This is a genomic window from Pseudoalteromonas sp. OFAV1 (genome assembly GCF_021532595.1).
GTDB lineage: Bacteria > Pseudomonadota > Gammaproteobacteria > Enterobacterales > Alteromonadaceae > Pseudoalteromonas > Pseudoalteromonas lipolytica_C.
Map to the genome: position 1 here is coordinate 15,585 of NZ_JAKGBG010000023.1, position 24,992 is coordinate 40,576.

Annotated in this window: 17 protein-coding genes and 15 tRNA genes; 18 read left to right on the forward strand and 14 right to left on the reverse strand. The window is 41.2% G+C overall.

Going from position 1 to position 24,992, the window contains the following annotated elements:
- Positions 1-176: 176 nt before the first annotated feature.
- From L1267_RS13505 to nth, 8 genes are all read left to right on the forward strand, one after another.
- A complete protein-coding gene (locus L1267_RS13505; protein ID WP_135925392.1) occupies positions 177-2,120 on the forward strand; it encodes an EAL domain-containing protein in 1,944 nt (647 codons plus the stop codon).
- 177 nt (positions 2,121-2,297) lie between these two features.
- Positions 2,298-2,879, forward strand: a complete 582-nt coding sequence (rsxA, locus tag L1267_RS13510) for an electron transport complex subunit RsxA (RefSeq protein ID WP_135925394.1) — start codon at positions 2,298-2,300, stop codon at positions 2,877-2,879.
- Position 2,880: 1 nt separating this feature from the next.
- Positions 2,881-3,435, forward strand: a complete 555-nt coding sequence (gene rsxB, locus L1267_RS13515) for an electron transport complex subunit RsxB (protein ID WP_054563643.1) — start codon at positions 2,881-2,883, stop codon at positions 3,433-3,435.
- 8 nt (positions 3,436-3,443) lie between these two features.
- On the forward strand, positions 3,444-6,023 hold the full coding sequence (rsxC, locus tag L1267_RS13520) for an electron transport complex subunit RsxC (protein ID WP_235383168.1): 2,580 nt from the start codon (positions 3,444-3,446) through the stop codon (positions 6,021-6,023).
- A complete protein-coding gene (rsxD, locus tag L1267_RS13525; protein WP_135925399.1) occupies positions 6,020-7,075 on the forward strand; it encodes an electron transport complex subunit RsxD in 1,056 nt (351 codons plus the stop codon). The genes rsxC and rsxD overlap by 4 nt, the downstream gene beginning before the upstream one ends.
- The gene (gene rsxG, locus L1267_RS13530) at positions 7,075-7,710 is read left to right on the forward strand and encodes an electron transport complex subunit RsxG (protein WP_054563640.1); all 636 of its coding nucleotides are present in this window, start codon (positions 7,075-7,077) and stop codon (positions 7,708-7,710) included. The genes rsxD and rsxG overlap by 1 nt, the downstream gene beginning before the upstream one ends.
- Positions 7,710-8,408, forward strand: a complete 699-nt coding sequence (locus tag L1267_RS13535; RefSeq protein ID WP_105175132.1) for an electron transport complex subunit E — start codon at positions 7,710-7,712, stop codon at positions 8,406-8,408. The genes rsxG and L1267_RS13535 overlap by 1 nt, the downstream gene beginning before the upstream one ends.
- Before the next feature lie 38 nt (positions 8,409-8,446).
- Positions 8,447-9,079, forward strand: coding sequence for an endonuclease III (gene nth / locus L1267_RS13540; RefSeq protein WP_054553695.1), 633 nt, complete (start codon positions 8,447-8,449; stop codon positions 9,077-9,079).
- Between the two features lie 120 nt (positions 9,080-9,199).
- On the opposite strand, the gene L1267_RS13545 is transcribed toward nth, so the two are convergent.
- On the reverse strand, positions 9,200-10,738 hold the full coding sequence (locus L1267_RS13545) for a S10 family peptidase (protein ID WP_235383169.1): 1,539 nt from the start codon (positions 10,736-10,738) through the stop codon (positions 9,200-9,202).
- A gap of 249 nt (positions 10,739-10,987) precedes the next feature.
- On the opposite strand from L1267_RS13545, the gene L1267_RS13550 reads away from it, so the two are divergent.
- Together L1267_RS13550 and gloA are read left to right on the forward strand one after the other, a co-directional pair.
- Complete coding sequence (locus L1267_RS13550) at positions 10,988-12,895, forward strand: aminotransferase class V-fold PLP-dependent enzyme (protein WP_135925404.1); 1,908 nt, start codon at positions 10,988-10,990, stop codon at positions 12,893-12,895.
- 219 nt (positions 12,896-13,114) lie between these two features.
- Positions 13,115-13,513, forward strand: a complete 399-nt coding sequence (gene gloA / locus L1267_RS13555; RefSeq protein ID WP_054553771.1) for a lactoylglutathione lyase — start codon at positions 13,115-13,117, stop codon at positions 13,511-13,513.
- Positions 13,514-13,527: 14 nt separating this feature from the next.
- Here gloA and L1267_RS13560 read toward each other — a convergent pair whose 3' ends face one another.
- From L1267_RS13560 to L1267_RS13620, 13 genes are all read right to left on the reverse strand, one after another.
- The gene (locus tag L1267_RS13560; protein ID WP_235383170.1) at positions 13,528-15,765 is read right to left on the reverse strand and encodes a hybrid sensor histidine kinase/response regulator; all 2,238 of its coding nucleotides are present in this window, start codon (positions 15,763-15,765) and stop codon (positions 13,528-13,530) included.
- Positions 15,762-16,907: a sugar ABC transporter substrate-binding protein gene (locus L1267_RS13565; protein WP_235383171.1), complete on the reverse strand. Its 1,146-nt coding sequence runs from the start codon at positions 16,905-16,907 to the stop codon at positions 15,762-15,764. The genes L1267_RS13560 and L1267_RS13565 overlap by 4 nt, the downstream gene beginning before the upstream one ends.
- Before the next feature lie 85 nt (positions 16,908-16,992).
- Entirely contained in the window at positions 16,993-18,141 is a 1,149-nt protein-coding gene (locus tag L1267_RS13570) for an ABC transporter permease (RefSeq protein WP_235383181.1), read from the reverse strand.
- A gap of 2 nt (positions 18,142-18,143) precedes the next feature.
- Entirely contained in the window at positions 18,144-19,070 is a 927-nt protein-coding gene (locus L1267_RS13575) for an ABC transporter ATP-binding protein (RefSeq protein WP_138558601.1), read from the reverse strand.
- Complete coding sequence (locus L1267_RS13580; RefSeq protein ID WP_138558602.1) at positions 19,067-20,014, reverse strand: HlyD family secretion protein; 948 nt, start codon at positions 20,012-20,014, stop codon at positions 19,067-19,069. Before L1267_RS13580 ends, L1267_RS13575 begins: the two co-directional genes overlap by 4 nt.
- Before the next feature lie 311 nt (positions 20,015-20,325).
- Positions 20,326-20,401, reverse strand: a tRNA-Glu gene (locus L1267_RS13585).
- Positions 20,402-20,568: 167 nt separating this feature from the next.
- Positions 20,569-20,644: transfer RNA gene (locus L1267_RS13590), tRNA-Glu, on the reverse strand.
- A gap of 78 nt (positions 20,645-20,722) precedes the next feature.
- Positions 20,723-20,798: transfer RNA gene (locus L1267_RS13595), tRNA-Glu, on the reverse strand.
- Between the two features lie 78 nt (positions 20,799-20,876).
- Positions 20,877-20,952: transfer RNA gene (locus L1267_RS13600), tRNA-Glu, on the reverse strand.
- A gap of 77 nt (positions 20,953-21,029) precedes the next feature.
- Positions 21,030-21,105 (reverse strand) — tRNA-Glu (locus L1267_RS13605).
- Between the two features lie 77 nt (positions 21,106-21,182).
- Positions 21,183-21,258 (reverse strand) — tRNA-Glu (locus L1267_RS13610).
- 127 nt (positions 21,259-21,385) lie between these two features.
- Positions 21,386-21,461 (reverse strand) — tRNA-Glu (locus L1267_RS13615).
- Positions 21,462-21,500: 39 nt separating this feature from the next.
- A tRNA-Ala gene (locus L1267_RS13620) sits at positions 21,501-21,576 on the reverse strand.
- A 656-nt stretch (positions 21,577-22,232) separates the two neighbouring features.
- Here L1267_RS13620 and L1267_RS13625 point away from each other — a divergent pair.
- The 8 genes from L1267_RS13625 (at position 22,233) to L1267_RS13660 (ending at position 24,990) form a co-directional block, all read left to right on the forward strand.
- Positions 22,233-22,308, forward strand: a tRNA-Val gene (locus tag L1267_RS13625).
- A 37-nt stretch (positions 22,309-22,345) separates the two neighbouring features.
- A tRNA-Val gene (locus L1267_RS13630) sits at positions 22,346-22,421 on the forward strand.
- A gap of 23 nt (positions 22,422-22,444) precedes the next feature.
- A tRNA-Val gene (locus L1267_RS13635) sits at positions 22,445-22,520 on the forward strand.
- A gap of 43 nt (positions 22,521-22,563) precedes the next feature.
- Positions 22,564-22,639: transfer RNA gene (locus L1267_RS13640), tRNA-Val, on the forward strand.
- 39 nt (positions 22,640-22,678) lie between these two features.
- Positions 22,679-22,754: transfer RNA gene (locus L1267_RS13645), tRNA-Val, on the forward strand.
- A gap of 52 nt (positions 22,755-22,806) precedes the next feature.
- Positions 22,807-22,882 (forward strand) — tRNA-Val (locus L1267_RS13650).
- Positions 22,883-22,909: 27 nt separating this feature from the next.
- Positions 22,910-22,985: transfer RNA gene (locus tag L1267_RS13655), tRNA-Val, on the forward strand.
- A 370-nt stretch (positions 22,986-23,355) separates the two neighbouring features.
- Positions 23,356-24,990: a tetratricopeptide repeat-containing response regulator gene (locus L1267_RS13660; RefSeq protein ID WP_135925417.1), complete on the forward strand. Its 1,635-nt coding sequence runs from the start codon at positions 23,356-23,358 to the stop codon at positions 24,988-24,990.
- The last annotated feature ends 2 nt before the right edge of the window (positions 24,991-24,992 follow it).

Here is a 24,992-nt window from a genome sequence, read left to right on the forward strand (position 1 = left end):
GAATCTATTAAACTTTCATCTACAACTATTCTTCGATTGTATTAGACTTTAAAGCGCATATAATCTACTCTACTTTAAGTAATTTCTATACTTTGCTATAGAATATGATGCAAAATTATTACAGCAATGAATCAAGGAATTGATTCCTTCCTTTTCGCTTTTAAAAGATAAGAAAAATGGCTGGTTTTAAAAAACTAATATTTATACAACTTATATCTTGGTTACTGTTTACCGTTTTAGGTGGCTATCTAGTTGCTCTTAGTTTTGATAGCTCAGTGAGTGATACGCAAAAAAAAGCACAACTGACCGTTAATTCATACATTAGCGACTTAACAATGGATGACTTATCTGCAGAGAAAATCCAACGTACATTTGCTGATGCGAGTATCTTTTCAAGCTTTACTCTTCGTGATCACGCTGGTAAAACCCTTGTAGCAGTTCAATCATCAGAGTCGCTTCCGCTTCTAGCAGAGATGGTTAACAGTTCATTTAATTCTATCCGTCCGCAATTTGCTGTTAACAATGCTTCTGATATAAAAGTTGAATTTACTATTAATGCACAAAGCCTTGCCAATTTAATGCAGCAGGCGATGTTCGTTGTTATCTTAGTTTCTGGTCTTATTGCCCTTCTCCCTATTTTCTTTATGAAGAGCATGTTTAAGCGACTTAATCGTAAAATCAGCACCACTATTGCTGATATTGTTGATATATACATTAACCAGAATCAGGTAGGTGGCGACCTTGAACAAGCGATAGACACGTCGCGAATTAAAAAGCTAAGTAAAGATTTAATCCCTTCGTTTAATCGTTTGTCTCACTTTTTACAGACAAAACATGATGATATTCAAAATAACGCATTAAATATTAAAAAAGAAGCGTACAAAGATGTTGTAACCAACTTAGGTAACCGCAACATGTTTGTTGAGTATTACGAGAAAAATATTGAAAACTCAGATAAAAGCACTTTTGGTTCGCTTGCCATGGTGCGTTGCAGTGAGTTACAAGCAATAAACCAAACCCGTGGCTACCAGAAAGGAGACGAGTACGTTAAAGGTGTTGCTGATATCATCAAACATATCAGTGGCACGTACACAAATAGCCAAGTTTTTCGTTTAAATAGCTCAGATTTTGCTGTGGTTTTACCGAACACACCACTAAAAGAAGCTGAACGCTTTGGTGATAATCTACAATCTCGTTTCACTCAATATCAACAAAACCAAGAATTAAGCTCTGTAGCAAATACAGGTATCGTTGGTTATGAAAAAGGTAAGCCTTTAGGTGAGCTGCTTTCAGTTGTTGATAATGCAATGAGTATGGCGCAGTCAAAACAAGCAAATGCTTGGCATGTACAACGAGAAACAGACTTAGTAAATAATGCTAGCGCAGGTTTTGGTAACCAGAACTGGCGTAAAGTGATTAACGAAGTTATTGAATCTAAACGTGTACATTTAGTAATGCAAAATATTATGCCGGTTGGTAAGAGCGTTAAAGCTTATGCTGAGATTCAAGTAAGATTTAAAACTGCTGAGAACCAAACATTACCAACGGCTTCATTTTTAGCTATGGCTGAAAAGCTAGAAATGGCAATGGAAATTGATCGATTGATTATCGATACTACTCTGGACAAAATTAAGACTCGTAATTTTTCTGAGAAATTCTTTGGCATTAATGTAACTGCATCAAGTGCCCATAATGATCAATTTGTGATCTGGCTTGAGCGCCGCCTATTAAAAGACAGTAATATCGCCTCTAAGCTTATATTTGAAGTGAGCGAGTTTGGCTTACAACAAAATATTAAAGCAAGTAAACGCTTTATCGATATGGTGCATCGTGTAGGTGCGCGTATCACTGTAGAGCGTTTTGGTGTTGGTTTAACGTCATTTAAATTCTTTAGAGACTTAAAACCTGATTTCATCAAAATGGATGCAAGTTATACCCGCGGCCTTGAAGAAGATAAAAATAATCAATATTTTATGCGCTTAATGGTTGATCTTGCTCACCGTATTGGCGTGAGTGTTTTTGCAGAAGGTGTTGAGAGCCAAGAAGAGAAACATATCATTGAAACTTTATGTTTAGATGGCGTACAAGGCTATTACATCGAAAAGCCAAAAGACATTTAAGCCCCCTACCCATGGCCCAAAAAACCACACGTTTTTTGGGCCTATTCTATTCATTAACCTTGCTTTAACAGTTTAATCATAAACAGCTTTGTTAATTTTAGCTATTCGTCCCTGATGTGTTGTGTCAGCCCCCAGAAAAAAGGATAATAGTGCCGATTTTAAACTCGTGAGGCACGCATGACAGAATATGTCTTGTTATTGATTGGCACCGTGCTAGTCAACAACTTTGTTTTAGTACAGTTCTTAGGTTTATGCCCTTTTATGGGTGTATCAGGTAAGTTAGATACCGCGATCGGTATGTCTTTAGCCACAACCTTTGTGCTTACACTAGCTTCTGTAACGAGTTACCTAGTGAATCATTATATTTTGATTCCACTTGATATCGCCTTTTTACGTACTATGAGCTTTATTCTAGTGATAGCGGTAGTCGTGCAATTTACTGAAATGGTCGTAAGAAAAACCAGCCCGACACTTTATCGCTTATTAGGGATTTTCTTACCGCTTATTACCACCAACTGTGCCGTGTTAGGTGTTGCTCTACTAAATATCAAAGAAGATCATTCGTTCTTGCAATCTGCTGTGTATGGTTTTGGTGCAGCTGTAGGTTTTTCTCTTGTACTGGTTTTATTTGCAGCTTTACGTGAACGCTTGGCAGCTGCAGACGTCCCTGCACCATTTAAAGGTGCGTCAATTGCTATGATCACCGCAGGCCTGATGTCGATGGCCTTTATGGGTTTTACAGGATTAGTGAAGTTTTAATATGACCTTGTTTTATGCTTTGATAGCGTTAGGTTCATTAGCGCTAATATTTGGTTTAATTTTAGGTTTTGCCGCCGTGCGTTTTCGCGTTGAGAGCAACCCTATTGTTGACCAAATTGATACCATTTTACCGCAAACACAATGTGGCCAATGCGGCTACCCTGGCTGTCGTCCATATGCTGAAGCGATCGCCAATGGTGACGAAATCAATAAATGCCCACCAGGCGGCGAAGCCACGGTAAAAAAACTCGCTGATTTAATGGGTGTTGAAGCAAAACCGCTGGCTGGCGGTGAGCAAGCAGATCCTGTTAAAACCGTTGCCTATATTCGTGAAGATGAATGTATTGGTTGTACCAAATGTATCCAAGCCTGCCCTGTTGATGCGATTGTCGGCGCAACCCGCCAAATGCACACTGTATTAATCGATGAATGTACCGGTTGTGACTTATGTGTTGAACCGTGCCCTGTAGACTGTATTGATATGCTGCCTGTAAAAGAAACCAAACAAACTTGGAAATGGCAATTAAACGCAATCCCTGTGACTCAGGTAGATTAGGAGCACAGATGGAAAAGTTAATAGATCAAATTAAACAAGGCAAAGTGTGGTCTATACCTGGGGGCATTCACCCACCGGGTCAAAAGCTGCAATCAACAACACACGCAATTGCAAGACTGCCACTACCAGATAAGCTTGTTGTATCTTTAAAACAACACATTGGTGCTAACGGCAAACTAATTGTTGAAAAAGGCCAACAGGTACTTAAAGGCCAAGCATTAACTAAACCAAGCGGTAATTGGTCTGTGCCTGTGCACGCACCAACATCTGGACTTATCAGTGATATTTGCCCAATGCCATCTGCTCATCCATCAGCATTGCCTGAGCTTAGCGTGATTATTGAACCTGATGGTGAAGATAAATGGTGCGAGCTTCACCCTGTGTCTGATGCAAAAGCACTTTCCCATGATGAGCTTGTAGATATCATTCACCAAAGCGGTATTGCAGGTATGGGCGGCGCTGGTTTCCCAACTTATGTAAAAGCAGATACCCGAAAAGCCATTGAGCTTTTAATTGTTAATGCCGTTGAGTGTGAACCTTATATCACCGCTGATGATATGCTAATGCGCGAGCATGCCGATGGCATAATTGCTGGCATTGAATTAATGCAGCAGCTGTTAAATCCACAGCTGACAATTATTGGTATTGAAGATAATAAGCCCGATGCCATTGCTGCCATGAAACAAGCAGCACAACATAACGACAGCATCATAGTGCAAACTGTGCCAACGGTTTATCCTTCTGGCGGTGAAAAACAGCTAATTAAATTACTTACGGGCAAAGAAGTCCCGAGTGGCAGTATTCCTGCCGATATTGGTATGCTGGTGCAAAATGTTGGTACCTTGTTTGCGGTAAATCAAGCCGTAAATGAAGGTAAACCTCTAATTGAACGCGTGGTGACAGTAACGGGTAACACCATTCATAAACAGGGTAATGTGTGGGCTTTACTAGGCACCGAAATAAAACATTTATTAGTTTGCCAAGGCTTTTCGCCAGTTCCACAGCAACGAGTGGTCATGGGCGGTCCAATGATGGGCTTTACCTTACCAACTGTGCGCATTGGTGTCGTTAAAACCACAAACTGTATTTTAGCCCCAGATCACCAAGAGCTTGCAGAACCAGGGGAGGAAAAAGCCTGTATTCGTTGTAGTGCCTGTGCTGACGCCTGCCCTGCTTCTTTGTTACCTCAGCAATTACAATGGTTTGCTAAGTCTAAAGAATACGACAAACTCAATGAGCACAATTTATTCGATTGTATCGAATGCGGTGCCTGTGCTTATGTATGCCCTAGCGAAATCCCCTTGGTGCAGTACTATCGCGTTGCTAAAGCTGAAATAAAAGAGCAGCAAGCAGAGCAAATTAAAGCAGAGCGAGCAAAAGAACGTTTTGAAGCACGTAAAGAACGTTTAGAGCGCGAACAAGAAGAGCGCCAAAACCGCCACAAACGTAAACCTGCTGCTAAGTCAGATGGCGAAAAACAAAAAGTGGCAGATGCACTCGCCCGAGTTAAAGCTAAATCTGATGATAAGGACAGTAAATCAGCTGTCGCTGCTGCTATCGCCCGTGCGAAAGCGAAAAAGCAAGGTGCAGAGCTTGAGCCTGATAACTCTGAAGTAGCTAAAGAGCGTGCAGCACGTAAAGAACAAGCACGTAAATACAAAGAGCAAAAAGCACAAGAGCAAGGTGAAGAAAGCGTCGATAAAGATGATAAAAAATCAGCTGTCGCTGCTGCTATCGCCCGTGCTAAAGCAAAAAAAGCCGCACAAGCTACAGAAGAAAACGTTTCTGCTGAAACTGACGCTGCGCCAAAAGATGACAAAAAAGCTGCTGTTGCAGCTGCAATCGCTCGAGCCAAAGCGAAAAAAGCCGCACAAGCTACTGAAAATCAAACTGAAGCTGAAGAAGAAGCAACACCTGTCGATGACAAAAAAGCCGCTGTTGCTGCTGCAATCGCTCGTGCTAAAGCGAAAAAAGCAGCACAAGCTGCTGAGAATCAAACTGAAGCTGAAGAAGATAGCGCGCCAGTTGATGACAAAAAAGCTGCTGTTGCAGCTGCTATCGCCCGTGCTAAAGCCAAAAAAGCAGCTAAAGAGCAAGTGCAGAGTGACGACTCTTCACAGCAAACTAATGATTCAAGTGCTGAGGCAGATGCCCAGCCACAAGCTGACGCTCCTGAATCTAACGAAGATAAGAAAAAAGCCGCCGTTGCTGCCGCTATCGCTCGCGCCAAAGCAAAAAAAGCCGCTAAAGAGCAAGCACAGAGTGACGATTCTTCAGAGCAAATAAATGATTCAAATGATGAGGCTGATGCCAAGCCGCAGTCTGATGCTCCTGAATCTAGCGAAGATAAGAAAAAAGCCGCTGTTGCAGCTGCCATAGCTCGAGCCAAAGCGAAAAAGGCCGCTAAAGAGCAGGCGCAGAGTGACGATTCATCACAGCAACAAGATGCTTCAAGCGATGAGGCTAATTCAAAACCGCAGGTTGATGAACCTGAGTCTAGCGAAGATAAGAAAAAAGCAGCGGTCGCTCGTGCCATTGCAAGAGCTAAAGCGAAAAAGTTACAACAAGAAGGAAACGATAAGTCATGAAACTAACCATGGCGAGTTCGCCGCATAATCATAGCCATAAATCATTAAGCCGATTGATGATGACAGTGATTGCTGCGTGTATTCCAGGCTTAATCGCGCAAGTTTTCTTTTTTGGTAGCGCTGTTTTAATTCAGCTTGTTCTCGCGCTAATTACAGTTAGCGCCTGTGAAGCCGCTGTTTTACTACTTCGTAAACGCAAAGTTTGGCCAACACTCAGTGATGGTAGTGCGTGGTTAACAGGCGTATTACTAGCGTTGAGTATTCCCCCTTTAGCGCCTTGGTGGATTATCGTAATTGGCTGTATGTTTGCAATTGTTATTGTAAAGCAGCTTTATGGCGGCCTTGGCTTTAATTTATTTAACCCTGCTATGGCAGCTTATGTATTACTACTTGTATCGTTTCCGGTGCAAATGACCAGCTGGTTACCTGTTAGTGATTTACTTGCATCTCCGATAAGCTTCTCACAGCAGCTGTCTGTTATTTTCAATGGCTTTACCAGCGCTGGTTTTAGTGTTGATCAATTACGTGTAGCGATTGATGGCACAACCATGGCAACGCCGCTTGATACCGTTAAAACAGATGTCGCCCATCACCTAACGGTGGCTGAGAGCATGAGTAAGCCTCTTTTTAATGACTGGTTTGGCCTTGGTTGGGGCTGGGTTAACCTCGGCTTTTTAGTCGGTGGTCTTTATTTATTAAAAGCTAAAATCATTAATTGGCATATCCCTGTTAGCTTTTTAGCCTCATTAGCCGTGTGCAGTGGTATTGGTTATATTGCAGCTCCTGGCACAGAGCCAGGCGTGGTATTTCACTTATTCAGTGGTGCAACCATGTTAGGGGCATTCTTTATTGCTACCGATCCTGTTTCTGCATCAACCACAAATAGAGGTCGTTTAATTTACGGTGCGTTAATTGGTCTACTTGTTTACTTAATTCGTACTTTTGGTGGTTACCCTGATGCAGTGGCATTTAGTGTATTGCTATTAAATATGGCAGTGCCTTTAATTGATTACTATACGCAACCACGTACTTACGGCCATGGAGTGAAATAATGATCCTTTCCTCAATGACTAAAAATGGCGCTATTCTTACCGCATTTGCGCTCATTACCACAGGCACTGTGGCCCTGACTCATAGCCTGACTGCTGAGCGTATTGAAGAGCAAGAAAAGCAACAACTTGCAGAGCAGCTGCAACAAGTACTTGATGCCCATCATTACGACAATCAATTGTACAAAGATTGTGTCGTGATCACCGATGAGCGCTTAGGTCCACGCCCAGAGCAAGTTATTTATCGCGCTTACAAAGATAACAAGCCGTATGCTTTAGTGATGCGCCATGTAACACCAAGTGGTTATAGTGGCGATATCAACTTATTAACGGCGGTTTTTGCCAATGGTGAAATAGCGGGTGTTCGTGTTACTAAGCACGAAGAAACACCGGGCCTTGGCGATAAAGTTGAGGTCAAAAAATCAGACTGGATCACCCTTTTCAAAGGCCAAAATGTACTGGGTGAAGATGATAGCCGCTGGGCTGTTAAAAAAGATGGTGGCCAATTTGATCAATTTACAGGTGCAACCATTACACCGCGTGCCGTTGTCGGCTCAGTAAAACAAGCAGTGCTGTTTGCCCAAGCTGAATTTGATAATCTGTTTGCTGCACCAAACATCTGTCAAGGAGCCAAGTAATGAGCCAAGTTAAAACCTTATTTAAAGATGGTATGTGGGCTAATAACCCTGCCCTTGTGCAGTTATTAGGCTTATGCCCGCTACTTGCCGTTACTTCTACGATTACCAATGCATTAGGCCTAGGTTTAGCGACGTTATTAGTACTGGTTGGTTCTAACGTCACCGTATCGATTGTGCGAAACTGGGTGCCTAAAGATATTCGTATTCCTGTTTTTGTGATGATCATCGCAGGCTTTGTAACGATAGTTCAGCTAATGATGAATGCCTATACATTTGGTCTTTATCAATCATTGGGGATTTTTATTCCACTGATTGTTACCAACTGTGCCATTATCGGTCGCGCAGAAGCATTTGCCTCTAAAAATACAGTGCCACTTTCAGCCTTTGACGGCCTGATGATGGGACTTGGCTTTATGCTAGTTTTAGTGGTGCTTGGGGCAATGCGTGAGCTTATTGGTCAAGGTACGCTGTTTGATGGTGCCGATTTATTATTAGGACCATGGGCCGCAGCACTTCGAATTGAAGTATTTAGTTTTGATAACCAATTTTTATTAGCAATCTTACCACCGGGTGCCTTTTTAGGACTTGGTTTACTGATTGCTGCAAAAAATGTCATTGATACACAAATAAAATCTAAGCAAGTTGTTACTCCAGAAGTAGAAAAAGGTCCAAGAGCCCGAGTAACAAGTTTAACTTAAAGGAGAGCACGCACCGTCACTGCGTGCTTTACGCCACCATGAATAAAGAAAAACGCTATGAGATTTTATCTCGTCTACGTGAGCAAAACCCGCACCCAGAAACAGAGCTTGAATACTCAAGCCCTTTTGAATTATTAGTTGCGGTTACCTTATCAGCACAAGCAACAGATGTGGGTGTTAATAAAGCAACCCGTAAGCTATTCCCTGTTGCTAACACGCCTCAAGCGATTCTTGATTTAGGCCTTGAAGGCCTTCGCGATTACATCAAGACCATTGGCTTGTTTAATTCTAAAGCCAATAATGTCTATAAAATGTGTGAAATTCTGGTCAATAAACATAACTCAGAAGTACCAGAAAATCGTGAAGCGCTCGAAGCATTACCGGGTGTTGGCAGAAAGACTGCAAATGTTGTTTTAAACTGTGCCTTTGGCTGGCCAACAATTGCTGTCGATACGCATATTTTCCGCGTATCTAACCGCACTAAGTTTGCTATGGGTAAAGATGTGGTGGCTGTAGAACAAAAACTAGAAAAAGTGGTACCTAAAGAGTTTAAGGTCGATGTACACCACTGGTTAATCCTGCATGGCCGCTATGTGTGTACTGCACGTAAGCCTAAATGCGGCAGCTGTATTATCGAAGACTTATGTGAGTTTAAGGAAAAGACTGAGTAGTTAAAGTCTACTCTAAGACGAACAATTTTAAGGTGAAGTTGCTCACCTTTTTCTATCACCTCAGTAAGTTCATTTTGCAGATTGTGCCAAACACAAGGTTTGGCACGATAATCCTAGCCATTATCGCTGGTTTTGGCTCACCTGCTTTTTAATAAACTCTCGCGTATCATTTAACAACGATACTCTTGCTGGTTCGTGAACATACATCATGTGACCACCGTGATAATAGTGATAGTCAATTTTATCAGCGTATATACCGTGTCTGTTTAAGGTGTATTCTGCATCAAAAAATGGCGTGACAATATCGTAATACCCTGAGGCAACCATCACTTTCATTTGCGGATTACTGCGAAGCACATAATTTAAATCTGGCGCGGTATTGACGTATCTTGGCTCCCATCCTTGTCCATCAGGAGCAGTACGCCAGCGCCAGTTATCTGATAACTCAGGGTCGCCAGGGTTTAAGTATTTTCTTTTCCACTGTACGTTTAAATCTGTACGCATGTATTTCATCAGTGCCGCTTTATATGCAGGCCCTATCACTTTAGACGCATCTTGCTTAGGAGCCGCTGTTAAATCGTCTCTTTCATCAAGCTTATAGCGTCCATCAAGCAAGCCTACTGCGACACCCTCATCACGCAATAACTCTTTAGCGAATCTAAAGGCGTTAATACGTAAATCAACCTGCTCAATATATTGTTTGCTTAGCCCTGTATAACGGTGAAGACCGTCAACAATTCGCGTTCTGTCAGCTTTACTAAGGGCATTACCCTTAAATAATGCTGGTAGTAATTCATCAACTGCAAATTGTCGGCTCGCATCTATAAAGGCTTCAAAATTTCCTGATGTGTCTACTTTTTTATGATACCAAGCAGTTGCAGCAAGTGTGGGTATGTAGGTGATGTAAGAAATGATGTTGTCATCAACATAAGGGCTTGAACCTTGATAGTCTAAAGCTTGCGACACAAAAATAATGCCATTTACATTAATCAGGTGTTTATCCATAAGTACTTTAGAAACAGCAGCTGCTCGAGTTGTCCCATAGCTCTCTCCCAATAAAAATATTGGTGCATTCCAGCGATTTTCTTTTGTTAGCCACTGGGCAATAAAATCAGCAATAGAGGCTGCATCTTGATTCAAGCCCCAAAAGGACTTGCTTTCAGTTTCACCTAATGCACGCGAGTAACCTGTGCCAACAGGGTCAACAAACACCATATCAGTCACATCAAGAATCGTCTCAGGCGCATCTTTTAATTCGTAAGGAGCCAATCCAGGAGCCGTTGCATCGCTTGGTACCACGACACGTTTCGGGCCATAAGCACCCATATGTAACCAGTTAGACGATGAGCCCGGACCACCATTCCAGATAAATGTAACAGGTCTATTTTTGTTGTCGTCTGCAGCTAGGTAATCAAACGAAAAGATAGCAGCAGTTGGCTCTTCGTTTTTGTTTAATAAATAAGTTTCACCGGCTACAGCTTTGTATTTCAGCTTTGTACCATTAAAGGTGCCTTTATGCTGGGTCACAAATTTAGTGGCTTCAGGTATCGACTTTTTACTGTTGTTTGATTCTGAGACTTCATCTGCATTAACCGCGCTTGTACAAAACGCAAACAATGTAGAGATGACTACAGCTTTGAAATTGGCAACATACGCCATGTTTTATTCTCCCTAGCAGGCTTATTTTTATCTGTATCTGGCTTAAGTGGCTTTATCACTCAGTGCTCAATTAACCTTTTACTTGAGCGATTACTTTTACAGCAAGCACATGTAATTTCAACTATCTGCGTTTAACACGCAAAAAAGCATAATCTGTATCGGGACAAAAAATATCAAAGTATTAATTTCACAAGCTCCCATCCTTTCGTTATGCTGTTGAGTAATGTGAAATTTTTTATGAGAGTTGCTATGTTACCTTTACTTCGTATCTTGTTAATTGAGCAAGATCCAGCCACTTTGCAAGAGCTTTCAACGAACCTAGCAAAAACAATCCCTAATTTTGAGCGCAGTGATGTTGATATCGACATTATTGAGTGCATTGAGCTTAAGCAAGCGTTGAAATGTGTAGAGGAAGATGGCGATATTCAAGCTGTGGTACTTAGCTGGGATGTATTGAATAATGGCGAGCGCACCTATAGCCGTTTTATCGAGCAATTAAAAGGCATACGCCTAGAACTGCCTGTCTATGTTATTGGTGACGATACGAAAGGCTTGGAGATAGTCAACGAGTCAGAAGAGATTGAGTCTTTCTTTTTTAAAGACGAAGTCATCTCAGACCCTGAAGCTATTTTGGGCTATATGATCAATGACTTTGATGACAGATCAGAAACTCCATTTTGGACCGCCTATCGTCGTTATGTCGGTGAATCAAACGATTCATGGCACACACCTGGTCACAGTGGCGGTGCTAGCTTTAGAAACTCTCCGTATATTAAAGATTTTTATCAGTTTTATGGCCGTAACGTATTTGTTGGCGACCTATCGGTTTCTGTCGACTCGCTTGGCTCACTGTCTGACAGCACCAACACCATAGGCCGCTCTCAAGAATCAGCTGCGGCGACATTTGAAGTAAAACATACCTACTTTGTTACCAATGGGTCATCTACTTCAAATAAGATTATTTTGCAAACTTTACTACGTAAAGGCGATAAGGTGATCATCGACCGAAACTGCCATAAATCAGTACATTATGGCATTTTGCAATCGGCTAGTTTACCTATTTACTTATCGAGTATTTTAAACCCTAAATATGGTATCTTCGCGCCCCCTTCACTGGCTGACATCAAGCAAGCGATTGAACAAAATAGCGATGCTAAATTACTGGTTTTAACTGGCTGTACCTACGATGGTCTGCTTAGCGATTTAAAACAAGTAGTGGAATTTGCGCATCAGCACGGTATTAAAGTGTTTATCGACGAAGCGTGGTTTGCTTACTCGCTTTTCCACCCGAGCTTACGCCACTACTCAGCTATAAATGCTGGCGCAGATTATGTTACCCATTCAGCACATAAAGTGGTTTCAGCGTTCTCTCAAGCGTCTTATATTCATGTTAACGACCCTGATTTCGATGCCGATTTCTTCCGTGAGATCTACAGTATTTACGCAAGTACTTCTCCAAAATATCAACTCATTGCTTCGCTGGATGTATGTCAAAAGCAATTAGAAATGGAAGGCTATAAATTACTGAATGCCCTGCTGAATCACGTTGCAGAGTTTAAGCAGCAAATGGCTTCACTCAAACATATAAAAGTGCTCGATAAGCAAGATTTCATGGATATATTCCCTCACTTTAGTGGCGATAACATGGGTCACGACCCACTGAAGATCCTTATCGATATTAGTGAGTTACCTTATTCATTAAAGGATATTCATAAATTCCTATTAGATGAAATTGGCCTTGAAATCGAAAAATATACGCACAGCACCATTTTAGTTTTACTGACTCTTGGCGGCACGCGCTCGAAGATCATTCGCCTTTACAATGCGCTGAAGAAACTCGATAGCGGTAAAGTAAAACTCGCCACTTCAATGAGACGAACACGCTTACCAGAGAATCTACCCGCTATAGACTTAGCCTGTATTCCTAGTGATGCGTTCTATGGCGAACGTGAATCTGTGCCAATTAGCAAAAGTAACAACCGAATTTGTGCCGGATTAGTCACGCCTTATCCTCCTGGTATCCCACTGTTAGTGCCGGGGCAACATATCACTAATGAGCATATCGAATACCTTAAAGAGTTGGCGGGACAAGGTTTGACAATTCAAGGGAGCTTTGATGGCGAAATTTATGTACTAAAAGGTAAAGTGAAAAGCTAAACGTACGTTTAAACCTGAAATACCTCATTTTTATGCAGCAATCCCTATTCATTGCTGCATAACATCACCCTTTTCATAGCAAACGCTTTATGCTTTGTCTCAATGCTACTGTGCAAGCAATCGAAATATCTTATAATCCATTTTCAATAATTTTAATGCGCAGCCTTACTGCGCTATTAGAATTGTACGAATTTAAAGACAAGAAAGAGGATGCTTAAAATGCGCTTATTACACACAATGCTTCGCGTTGCTGATTTAGATAAATCAATTGAATTTTATACGCAGGTATTAGGTATGAAAGAGCTGCGCCGTGCAGACAACGAAGAGTACCGCTACACCCTTGCTTTTGTCGGTTATGGTGACGAAAAAGATTCGACTGTGCTTGAGCTTACTTATAACTGGGATACAGACAGCTATGATTTGGGTAATGCATACGGTCATATTGCTATCGAATTTGATGATATTTATAAAGCTTGCGAAGACATTAAAGCTGCTGGCGGTAATGTGAGCCGAGAGCCGGGTCCAGTAAAAGGCGGCACAACTGAAATCGCATTTGTTAAAGACCCAGATGGTTATGCGATTGAGTTAATTCAGAAAAAAGATAACAACACTTTTTGATATATAAATACTGGCTATTTCAGCGATTGCTGAGATAGCCACTTTGCGAGTACTTTTTCTAGTTCAGCAAAATTAATTGGCTTTGCGATATGGTCACTGATACCAACTTTTGCGCTTGTTTCGATGTCGTCTTTCATTGCATTGGCACTGATGGCAATAATCGGCGTATTAAAATCTGGCCTTGCAAGTAAATTTTTGCTGGCAGTTAAGCCATCCATCACCGGCATTTGAATATCCATTAAAATCAGTGCGTAATCCTGTGTTAGAGTTTTTTCACAAGCAATTTGACCGTTTTCGGCCAATTCATAATTTAGACCTAATTGAGTTAAATACTTAGTAATAACAATTTGGTTAATCGGGTTATCTTCAGCAATTAATATTGGCTTGCTGACCGCTTTAAAATCGAACTGAGTGTCTTCATCAGGTTGGTGTACTTTTGCGTTAGCGTCCTGTGGGTTTAGTGATTTAAAATTAACATTAATCTTAAACTCGGTGCCTTTACCAAGTTCACTAACAATAGCAATAGTGCCTCCCATTAAATCAATCATTCCTTTACTAATGGCAAGCCCAAGACCGGTCCCTCCATATTCACGAGTGGTACTACTTTGCGCTTGTACAAAGGGATTAAACAGGGCCGTTATTTTATCTTCAGCGATACCTATACCTGTATCTTTTACCGATAATACGACGGCTGTTTGGTGTTCATCTCGGCTTTGCAGAGTTAGCGAAAGAACGATCTCCCCTTGATTGGTAAACTTAACGGCGTTAGAGAGCAAGTTAATTAGCACTTGCTTAACGCGTATTTCATCACATTCTACATTCAGCGATTGTAATGAGGAGACCTCGAGCCGGCAGCCAACCCCTTTGGCATCACAACTCGGTTTAAATAGTAAGATAAGGTCATGGCAAAGCGCGACTAAATCACATTGTCGCGACTCGAGCTCTATTTTATTGGCCTCTATTTTTGAAAAGTCGAGAATATCGTTAATCACGGTTAATAACACATCACTACAGTTATTTATTTGCCTTACAAACTCTGCTTGCTCTTTTGTTAGCGTGCTTTTATTGAGTAGCTGCAAAAAGCCCACAATACCATTCATCGGAGTGCGTATTTCATGGCTCATATTGGCTAAAAATTGGCTTTTAACTTGCTCAGAACGCTCAGCTCGAAGCTTTTCTAATTGCAACGAAGTAATTTGTATATCAATGGTATCGGCCATGCTGCTGAGCGAATCTGCAATATCTTTAAACTCTTGATAATGAAAATCGTCTGTATCTTGTTTGTAATTACCTAATGCATATTCACGGCTAAGAGCAGTAATACGATTTAGCGGGTTATGGAGTCGTGCCGTCAACCAACGCACTAAGAAAAATGAAATGATAGAGAGTCCTACAATTAACAACCCTGCTAATATGGCCGTTTGCTTTACAGCGCTGGTGTAAGCAGTTTTTGCTTCATTTATGTGGAACTGTAAACTGGTTAGCTTACCTTTATAATAGACATTACTGATTGAGGCCTGCTCCATTAATTTGCCGTAATCGCCAGCATCACCCACGCTATATAAAATGTTTTCTTGTGCTGAAATTTGTACTTGCTTTCCCGCTTGATAAACCGGTTGCTCATTATGTATAGCAAGCCACTTTAACGCCTCTGATAAAGGCACAAAAGACACTAACACGCCCGTTTTAATTATTGGCTCACTGAGAGAATCTTGCTCATGTAGCAAGGTAGATGTAATAGCCAGTAAGGCATTTTGTGTTGCCTGTAGAGGTGCGAGTAGCTCAGTGACTTGTGGATTATCGATAATTTGAATTGTGTTTTGCTCTGTTGATGCTTGAGCGCCGTCGAGAATGCTTCTAGTGAGTTTGTAATTCAAATTTAAAGAGCTAATAGGGTAACCTTCAACTATAAATCCTTGATTATCTATTACAATCGATGCTTTTATCTGTGGATTCTGGGCAACAAACTCTTTTAGCAGCACAAGCGCAAACTGTGAGTACACCACTTTATTAGGCAGTTCAGTAATTGCCTTAGTGCTACTAAGCAATTGACTGTTTTTCTCTAGTTTGAATAGTAGCTGTTCGAGGCTGGCCGCATTATTTCTAGCTTGCCACTGTAAACTGGTGTTGGCTTGATCAATTGAGCTTAAATAGAAGCGCCCTATCATCAAACCTGCAAGAATAAATAAGGGAATAATGACCAGTAGTAAAACACTGATAAACAAAGCGCGACTAAAGCGTGGACTACTCATTCATTCCCTTCATTGGCAATCGAGCGCTCTGCCAACCCTTGCATAAAGAGCCCCGCTTGCTCAGCAGTTAAGGCACCGCTACCATAACGAATAAAGCCTTTATTCAATACCTCCCACACGATGATCATAGATGCGGTAGAGGGCATAGGTTTTGTGAATTGTATGGCATCAGTTAAGGTTGCTAACTCTGTGCCTTGTTGTGCTTTTAGGTTATTTAACACCTCAATGTTAATTGGAATATCTTGAAGCTTTTGCCAAACCAGTGTTTGGAATTTTTCTGCTTGAACCAATTTAGCAAATTTAAATAAGCTTTCTTTATTTGCCCCGTTTAAGCCATCGTTTGGAAACGCCAGTACAAAGGTAGAGTAATAAGGCTGCATATACTCACCATTGAGTTTAGGTAACTGTTGCATCCCTAAGTTATCACCAAGCGTCTGTTCATACGTTTTTAATGCCCATGCACCATCAATGGTGAAGGCGGCTTGCTGCGCTTTAAATGCATTATTTGAGCAAATGTAATCGCACTGTCTATCAACCAGGTTTTGTTTATTTAAATCCCAAACAAATTTGAGAGCAGATTGCATTGCTGGGGTGTTTAACTGAACCTGATTATCTGTAATTAGCTCACCATTAAAAGCCGATAAAAACGGAATAAACCAGTACATTTCCATAAAACTCCATGTAACAAGTTTAACCTCTTCAGGCAATGATGATTGAAATCGGTATATATCCTGCCAGTTTTCTATCGGCTCTTTTACGTACTGCTTATTATAAAAAAGTAACAGGTGATTGCCTTGAATGATGGGTATTCCTAAGAGCTTATTGTTTACCTTTGCAGTTTCTAGGGTTCGCTTATCTGTAGTATCAGCTATGAGTGAGTCTGGGATAACGCTATAGTTGGCATATTTATCAAGGCCTAAATGATCTGCGGGTACAATAATTACGTCTGTTGATGTGCTGGTACTGGCATTTTGTACCAACCTTACTTTTAGTTCTTTTTGGTCAACCAAGACGGAATTAACAGTTAAACCACTTTGCTCTGCGAACTCACTAAGCAATTGGTTAAAGTGTTCATGTTTCATGGTATGGGCTAGGTTTATCGTTGCTGAATAGCTATCAAACGTCACTATTAGCATCGCCATCCAAAATACTCGCCACACGCTAACATCTACTTAAAAAGAGTGAAATTACCCTTTAGTTAAGCACATATGCCGTAAGTTGCCTAGCTTAATCAAGGGTTTTCTTAAACCTAAATGCAGCCACAGCTAAGCCCAAAATAGTAAAGACTGAAAGCCAAATTAAGTCATTACTCATGCTTATTAGGTTAACCTCTTTTAGCACTATCCCTCTTATTAGCCTTAAATAGTGCGTTGCAGGTAAGCATTCTGCAAGCCACTGCGCAACCTTTGGCATGCCTTCATAGGGAAATACAAAACCTGATAATAAAATCGAGGGTAAAAGAATGAAAATTGTCATTTGCATTGCTTGAAGCTGGTTTTTAGCGATGGTCGAAAGCACTAAGCCAAGCACTAAACTGGCACATATAAAAGCAAAGGTTGCGACAACCAATGCAACTAAGCCGCCACCAAAAGGAATGTGAAACAAGACCTTGCCCATGCCTAAAATAATAAATAACTGAATAAAACCAATAAAGATATAAGGCACTACTTTACCAATCATCAATTCAAGTGAGCTTAAAGGTAAGGTGATTAAAAGCTCCATATTACCTCGCTCTTGCTCTTTAACTATGGCAGCAGAGGTAAACATAATCATCGTCATGGTTAAAATAACAGCAGCTAAACCTGGCACAATATTAACCGCTGAGCGCTGCTCTGGGTTATAAAATAAGGTTGTCTCAAAGGTTGGGTAAGTTCTATTCGCAGGTTTATCGAGAAGCTCTGCAAGGGGCATATTTCGCAGCGATTTTACACTCGACGCTACCATTGTGTCTGAGCCATCAACTAACCAATGCGCAATTGGCCTGACTAACGACTCATTACTACCATCAGGTAAACCAAAACCAACGGTTGGGTGCTGAGCAAGTCGGTTTGCCACATCGTGAGGTATAAAAAAAACGGCGCGGACTTTCGCACTGGCGATTGCTGTTTGTGCTTGCTCTATACTGTCGTAATAATCTGTCACCTTAACCACATTTGTGGCTGATACTGTTTGTACTAAAATGCGACTGAGCGCGGTTTTACTATGATCGACCACGGCAACAGGGATATCTTTCACGTTGGTGTTAATAGCGTAACCAAATAGAATCAGCTGGATAAGGGGGATCATCACCACCATCGCAAAGGTCATTCTATCGCGGCGTAATTGTAATAATTCTTTGCTTACAATTGCTTTTATCCGGCTTAATGAAGTAATAATTTTCATTGTCTACCCTGCCCTGTACAGGTTACAAACACGTCTTCAAGGCTTGGGCGAACGCTATTTACTTGCCATATATCCTGACAAAATGATTGCTGTTTTATGAACTCAACGGGGTCTTGAACATCTTTTTTTACTAATACTCGCAGCTGTGCACCTAACTGAGTTGCCGAGATAACATGGTCGATTGTTGCGAGTTGTTTTTTTAATTCTCTGGTTTGCGCCCCTGCGATTTCTACTACATGAGCATGCATGTCTGTCATTAATTGCTTTGGTGAGCCATCCGCGCGCTTAATACCTGATTCTAAAATGGCTAAACGATGGCAACGCTCAGCTTCATCCATGTAGTGAGTGGTAACTAATATGGTGGTACCAGCATTACTTAAATCAAACAGTGTTTCCCAAAAGTCACGGCGATTTTGTGGATCGACTGCCGATGTTGGCTCATCAAGAAATAAAATTTTTGGTTTATTAATCACTGCAGCAGCCAATGCTAAGCGCTGTCGTTGGCCCCCACTCATACTTCCGGCCATTTGACTTGCTCTTTGATCAAGGCCGTAGGTGTGAAGTAGTTCGTCTATTCTTTGTTGTTTTTGCTGTTTTTTTAAAGGGTAAAGCGCAGCCATGAATTTGAGGTTTTCAAGCACGGTCAAGTCGCTATAAAGTGAAAACTTTTGCGTCATATAACCAAGTTGTGTTCTGAGCTTTTCAGCATCTTTTGGCAGACTCAAGCCAAGCACATTGATATCACCAGAAGTTGGCTTCAATAACCCGGTAAGCATACGGATTGCAGTCGTTTTACCACAGCCATTTGGGCCTAAAAAGCCATAAATTTGCCCTTGTTCAATGTCTAGATCAAGGTTATCAATCGCTTTTAAATCGCCAAATTGTTTTATCAAACCTTTGGCCTGGATCACCGACTCAGTCATGGCATAACCACTTGAGCAGGTACGCCTGTCGGTAAGTTATTTTCACTTGCGGGTAGTGTTACCTCGGCAAGATACATTAATCGCGCGCGTTCTTCTTGATTTAGGGCATAAAAAGGCGTGAACGCCGGCTCTGTCGCAATCCAGGTCAGTTCGCCCTGAATATTTTTATCTATACCATCGACGCGAACCGTAAGTGTCATGCCCTGATTGAGCTTGGCACGATATGGTTCAGGGATATAAACGCGTGCGTAAGGTGCGCTATTTGCTTGAATAATAACGACTGGGCTGCCTTTAGTAACTCGCTCACCTACGTGCCAAGGTAAATTATCGACCCTGCCAGCACGCATCGCTTTAATTGTCAGATCTGAGAGGTATTTTTGCTGTACTTTTAGTTCTGCTTCTGCCGCCTGAACTTGCGCTTTCGCACTATTAATATCTTCAACGCGAGAACCATTTGTTAACTCATTTAAGTGCTGCTTTGCTGATTCTAAATTAGCAAAAGTCTCATCTCGTGCAGCGGTAGCACTGTCTAAGGTTTCTTGGCTTGCAAGTTTATCTTTAACTAAGGTTTTTGCACGGCGAAAATTAGCTTCGCTTTGTGTATATGCAGCATTGGCTGCTGCTACTTTGGCTGATGCGGCAGCAACTTCTTCGGGACGAGCACCATTCAAAGTTTTTTCAAGAAATGCAGTGGCTTGAGCTAGTTGTGCTTGTGCTTTGGCGACAATCGCTTGCTGAAGTTCGGCATCGAACTTTGCAATCACCTGCCCTTTTTCGACCAACTGGCCTGCTGAAACGGGTAGTTCTATCAGAATTTCGTTAGTCGTTGCAGGATGGATCACACGCTCACGTTCAAGCGTACCCAGCGCCACTCCCTCATTTGAGTCAGAGCAAGCTGTAATGACTAAAGAAATTAGTATGAGTACAACACGTTTAGCTAACATTTTAATTTCCTTATGGTTAGCTGATGAGTTGCTAAATACTATAAAGTATTAAAATGATCAGTAAAAGTGATCAATAGGAATTAAAGTTTTAGAAATATATGTGGTTTATATCGTAAAGATATATGGAGAATAAAGAGTATTTATTTGAAAAGGATTTTTTCTACTTGAAATGAGATTAAAAAATATAATCTTGATAACACGTTAACTTACTTAACGTAAGTGGCGTCCCCAAGAGATTCGTACTCTTGATAACGTCGTGCATAGATTGCGCGGTGTTCACCGTCCCACTACACATAACCTACTTGAATAAGTGGCGTCCCCAAGGGGATTCGAACCCCTGTTACCGCCGTGAAAGGGCGGTGTCCTAGGCCTCTAGACGATGGGGACGCAGAAATTGATTTGCAAATCATTGATTTGCTATTTCTGCGTAAGATGAGACCGAGCCTGCGAGGCGAATGGCCTTAGCTTAAACAGAAAGTTTCTGTGTCACTAGGACAACTGAATAGTTAGACTCGATTCAGACGAGGTTTTAATAACACAACACTTTTAATAAGTGGCGTCCCCAAGGGGATTCGAACCCCTGTTACCGCCGTGAAAGGGCGGTGTCCTAGGCCTCTAGACGATGGGGACACAGAATGTGTCACTAGGACAACTGAATAGTTAGACTCGATTCAGACGAGCTCTTAATAACACTACACTTTTTGTAAGTGGCGTCCCCAAGGGGATTCGAACCCCTGTTACCGCCGTGAAAGGGCGGTGTCCTAGGCCTCTAGACGATGGGGACACAAAATGTGTCACTAGGACAACTGAATAGTTAGACTCGATTCAGGCGAGCTTTTAATAACACAACACTTATAGTAAGTGGCGTCCCCAAGGGGATTCGAACCCCTGTTACCGCCGTGAAAGGGCGGTGTCCTAGGCCTCTAGACGATGGGGACACAAAATGTGTCACTAGGACAACTGAATAGTTAAACTCGATTCAGGCGAGCTTTAATAACACAACACTTGTAGTAAGTGGCGTCCCCAAGGGGATTCGAACCCCTGTTACCGCCGTGAAAGGGCGGTGTCCTAGGCCTCTAGACGATGGGGACACAAAATGTGTCACTAGGACAACTGAATAGTTAAACTCGATTCAGGCGAGCTTTAATAACACAACACTTGTAGTAAGTGGCGTCCCCAAGGGGATTCGAACCCCTGTTACCGCCGTGAAAGGGCGGTGTCCTAGGCCTCTAGACGATGGGGACACAAAATGTGTCACTAGGACAAAGTGATAGTTTTACTCATATCGGAGCTAAGGTTACTTAATCAACATGCAAGTACTCGAGACTAGCATATATAACTTGTTGGCAATTGCTCACTTACAAAAGTAAGTGGCGTCCCCAAGGGGATTCGAACCCCTGTTACCGCCGTGAAAGGGCGGTGTCCTAGGCCTCTAGACGATGGGGACGCAGAAAACTGCAACCCTAGGACAAACACTATGCAAATTTGGTGGAGCTATGCGGGATCGAACCGCAGACCTCTTCGCTGCCAGCGAAGCGCTCTCCCAGCTGAGCTATAGCCCCGACTTTGCATACACACTACCAATTAATATTGGCTGTGTATCGCTGAGTGCGGGGCGCATTCTATGCAGCCCCCTAAATAAAGTCAACAGTTTTTTATCTAACTTTATTTAAATGATTTAAATTTCAACAAGCTGACTAAATATCAATCCGTTACGCAGACATTTCGAACAGTATAATAAGGAATTGACTAAATTTTACAATTATCAATACTGATACCGAGATTTAAGTATACATTACGTGATATTAAACATTACAAAAGGTATACATTTATATGCAAATTTAAGTTAGCTAAACTATCGGTTAAATCCCAACGGAGAGCCCCCCGCCCTCTTTGGTTTTAAACACAGCAAAATTGCCAGCTATTTAGTTATTCAGTTTTAATATTCAACATAAGTTGTGTTTTAAAAAATGACAAGCATCGTTAAAACAACATCGAGTTCAGTTAAATTAGAGGAAAAAGAGTAACGATGACAACGCCACAGATAAGCTTATGAATATAAATTGCATATTTGTTCGCCAAAAAATGCTTAAAAGCCATGTCATTGTTTATAAAAGCTGCATCTAACACATTTTTACTCATTCAAGTGTTGACACATTTACAACTCTATCTATAATAGCGCCCCACAACAACGCAGCAATACGTTGTTTTTAGATATGGGTCGTTAGCTCAGTTGGGAGAGCATCGCCCTTACAAGGCGAGGGTCACTGGTTCAAGTCCAGTACGACCCACCATTATTAAAATAATGGTTTTCATATCTAATTTCTTAATGGGTCGTTAGCTCAGTTGGGAGAGCATCGCCCTTACAAGGCGAGGGTCACTGGTTCAAGTCCAGTACGACCCACCATTAAGAAATATTGCATGTAATATGGGTCGTTAGCTCAGTTGGGAGAGCATCGCCCTTACAAGGCGAGGGTCACTGGTTCAAGTCCAGTACGACCCACCATTAAATAAATTTTGATGGTGTTTCATATTACAAAAATCTAAATGGGTCGTTAGCTCAGTTGGGAGAGCATCGCCCTTACAAGGCGAGGGTCACTGGTTCAAGTCCAGTACGACCCACCATTATTCAATTAATGGTATTTCATTTAGATTTATCTTCGCGGGTCGTTAGCTCAGTTGGGAGAGCATCGCCCTTACAAGGCGAGGGTCACTGGTTCAAGTCCAGTACGACCCACCATTTACTTTTTGAAGCAAAAAGCTAAAAATGGTAGCGAAGAAAAAGATTATATGGGTCGTTAGCTCAGTTGGGAGAGCATCGCCCTTACAAGGCGAGGGTCACTGGTTCAAGTCCAGTACGACCCACCATTTAATCTAAAAACAAAATTTATATGTGGGTCGTTAGCTCAGTTGGGAGAGCATCGCCCTTACAAGGCGAGGGTCACTGGTTCAAGTCCAGTACGACCCACCACATATAAACACTTCATAAATACTTTCTTTAAATCTTCTTTATTTTATTTCTAATTTTCAAAAGCATCGCCACTATTTACAAAACACAGGCTCGATGATTCAAGTCCAGTACGACCCACCACATATAAAACCTCTTTATTATATCTCTAGTTTTCAAAAGCATCGCCACTTTCTATAAAACATAGGCAAATGGTTTAATTTCCCCCACTGTTCAACAAGCCTAAATACCTAAAAGCTGATCTTTCATACTTCTCGCATTTTCGACAAAGACCTTAGCCAAACTTTTAATAGCAGCAAAAGCTGTAATTTGCCTTGTCAGCAGCTAGACTGTTTATTATAGTCACTGTTAATGTCACTCGGTCGCAAGTCTAATGCCTGCAAAGATTTTTTCGAACGCTAAAATTTTAATAGTCGAAGAGCAACCACTTGCTCAAAGCTATATGAAACAATCATTAGAGGGGTTGGGGTTTCGTCAGTTACGTTTTGCAGAGCATGCCAACTCAGCAAAAGAGCAGTGCCAAATAGAGCAATTTGATCTAATTGTTTGCTCTTTTAATCTGAGTAAGCAACAAGATGGCTATCAGCTATATGAAGAGCTGAAAATGAAGCGCCTAATTAAAAACTCCACTGGCTTTATTTTTATTTCTGCTGAAACAAGTGGCTCTCTTGTACACAGTGTCTTAGAGCTGCAACCTGATGATTTCCTTGTTAAACCTTTCACTATCAATGAATTAAAAAATCGTATCGAAAAAGTACTGATGCGAAAAAATAATTTACACCAGGTATATCAACTTATTGATGACGAGAACGATTCAAAAGCAATAAAAAAGATCGACGAATTATTACAAAACAAAAGCCACAGTTTTAGTGCTATTTTACTTAGACTGAAAGGCGATGCCCTACTTCGACTAAAACGTAATGAAGAAGCTAAAACCTTTTTTAAATCTGTTCTTGATATTCAAAAATTCACTTGGGCAAAGGTAGGCTTAGTTGAAGCTTTGATTGCATGTAATGAGCATTCACTTGCACAGCGAATGTTGAAAACGATGTTACAACGCAGTGAAACTCGTTTAGTTGCTCTGGACCTGCTAAGCCGACTAGAAATTAAACTTAATAAGTATGATGAAGCTCAACAACTAATTAGCCAAGCTGTTGATATTGCACCACGTAACATTAACCGTCAAAAAGCTTTGAGCCATGTATCCTTACTTAATCATGATTATGAAAAGAACTATTTAACACAAAAAGATATTGCGACTTACGCAAAATTTTCTATTCATGATCATCCTGATATCTACCTTAATGCGGCACGCGCAGGTATCGATTTTGCGCTAACGACTGATCAAAGCGATCAGATAAACCGAATATCTAGGCAGACTAATCAATATTTAAATGATTTAAAAAAGCAATTTCCCAATAGTAATAATCAAACTCAAATTGATGTACTAAATGCTCGATTACATTACTTAAAAGATGAACACCAAAAAGCAAAAGCGCTTATCAATCAACTTGATGAGAGTGATACACAAATTCGTTCTGTTGATGGTGCCCTCGACAAAGCCAAAGCATTCCATGAATTAGGTTTTCATCAAAAAGCGCAAAGGCTGTTTAACCAAATTATTGACCATTGCGAACGTCACCCATCTGTCAGTGATCCTGTTTATTTAAGATATATTCAACAGCAACAAACAGAACGTCGAGATATCAAGTTAGGCCCTAAAGAGCTTAACAACCATGCAGTAACCCAGTTTAATAAAGGACAACTCAATACAGCTCTTGAAGCCTTTACGCAAGCATTTAGGGTTATGCCCAAAAATGCCAGCATCGCACTTAATTTATTACAATGTTTGTTCGATACTAATAATCAAGGCCAGTCTTTTAATTTATCACTTGCTAGAAAATGCTTTACTTTACTTGCTAGCCAAGAGCTCGAATATGAGCAAGCAATACGATTTGAAAAAATTAAAGCACAAGCTGATAAGTTAAATATTAAGTTAACGGAGTAACC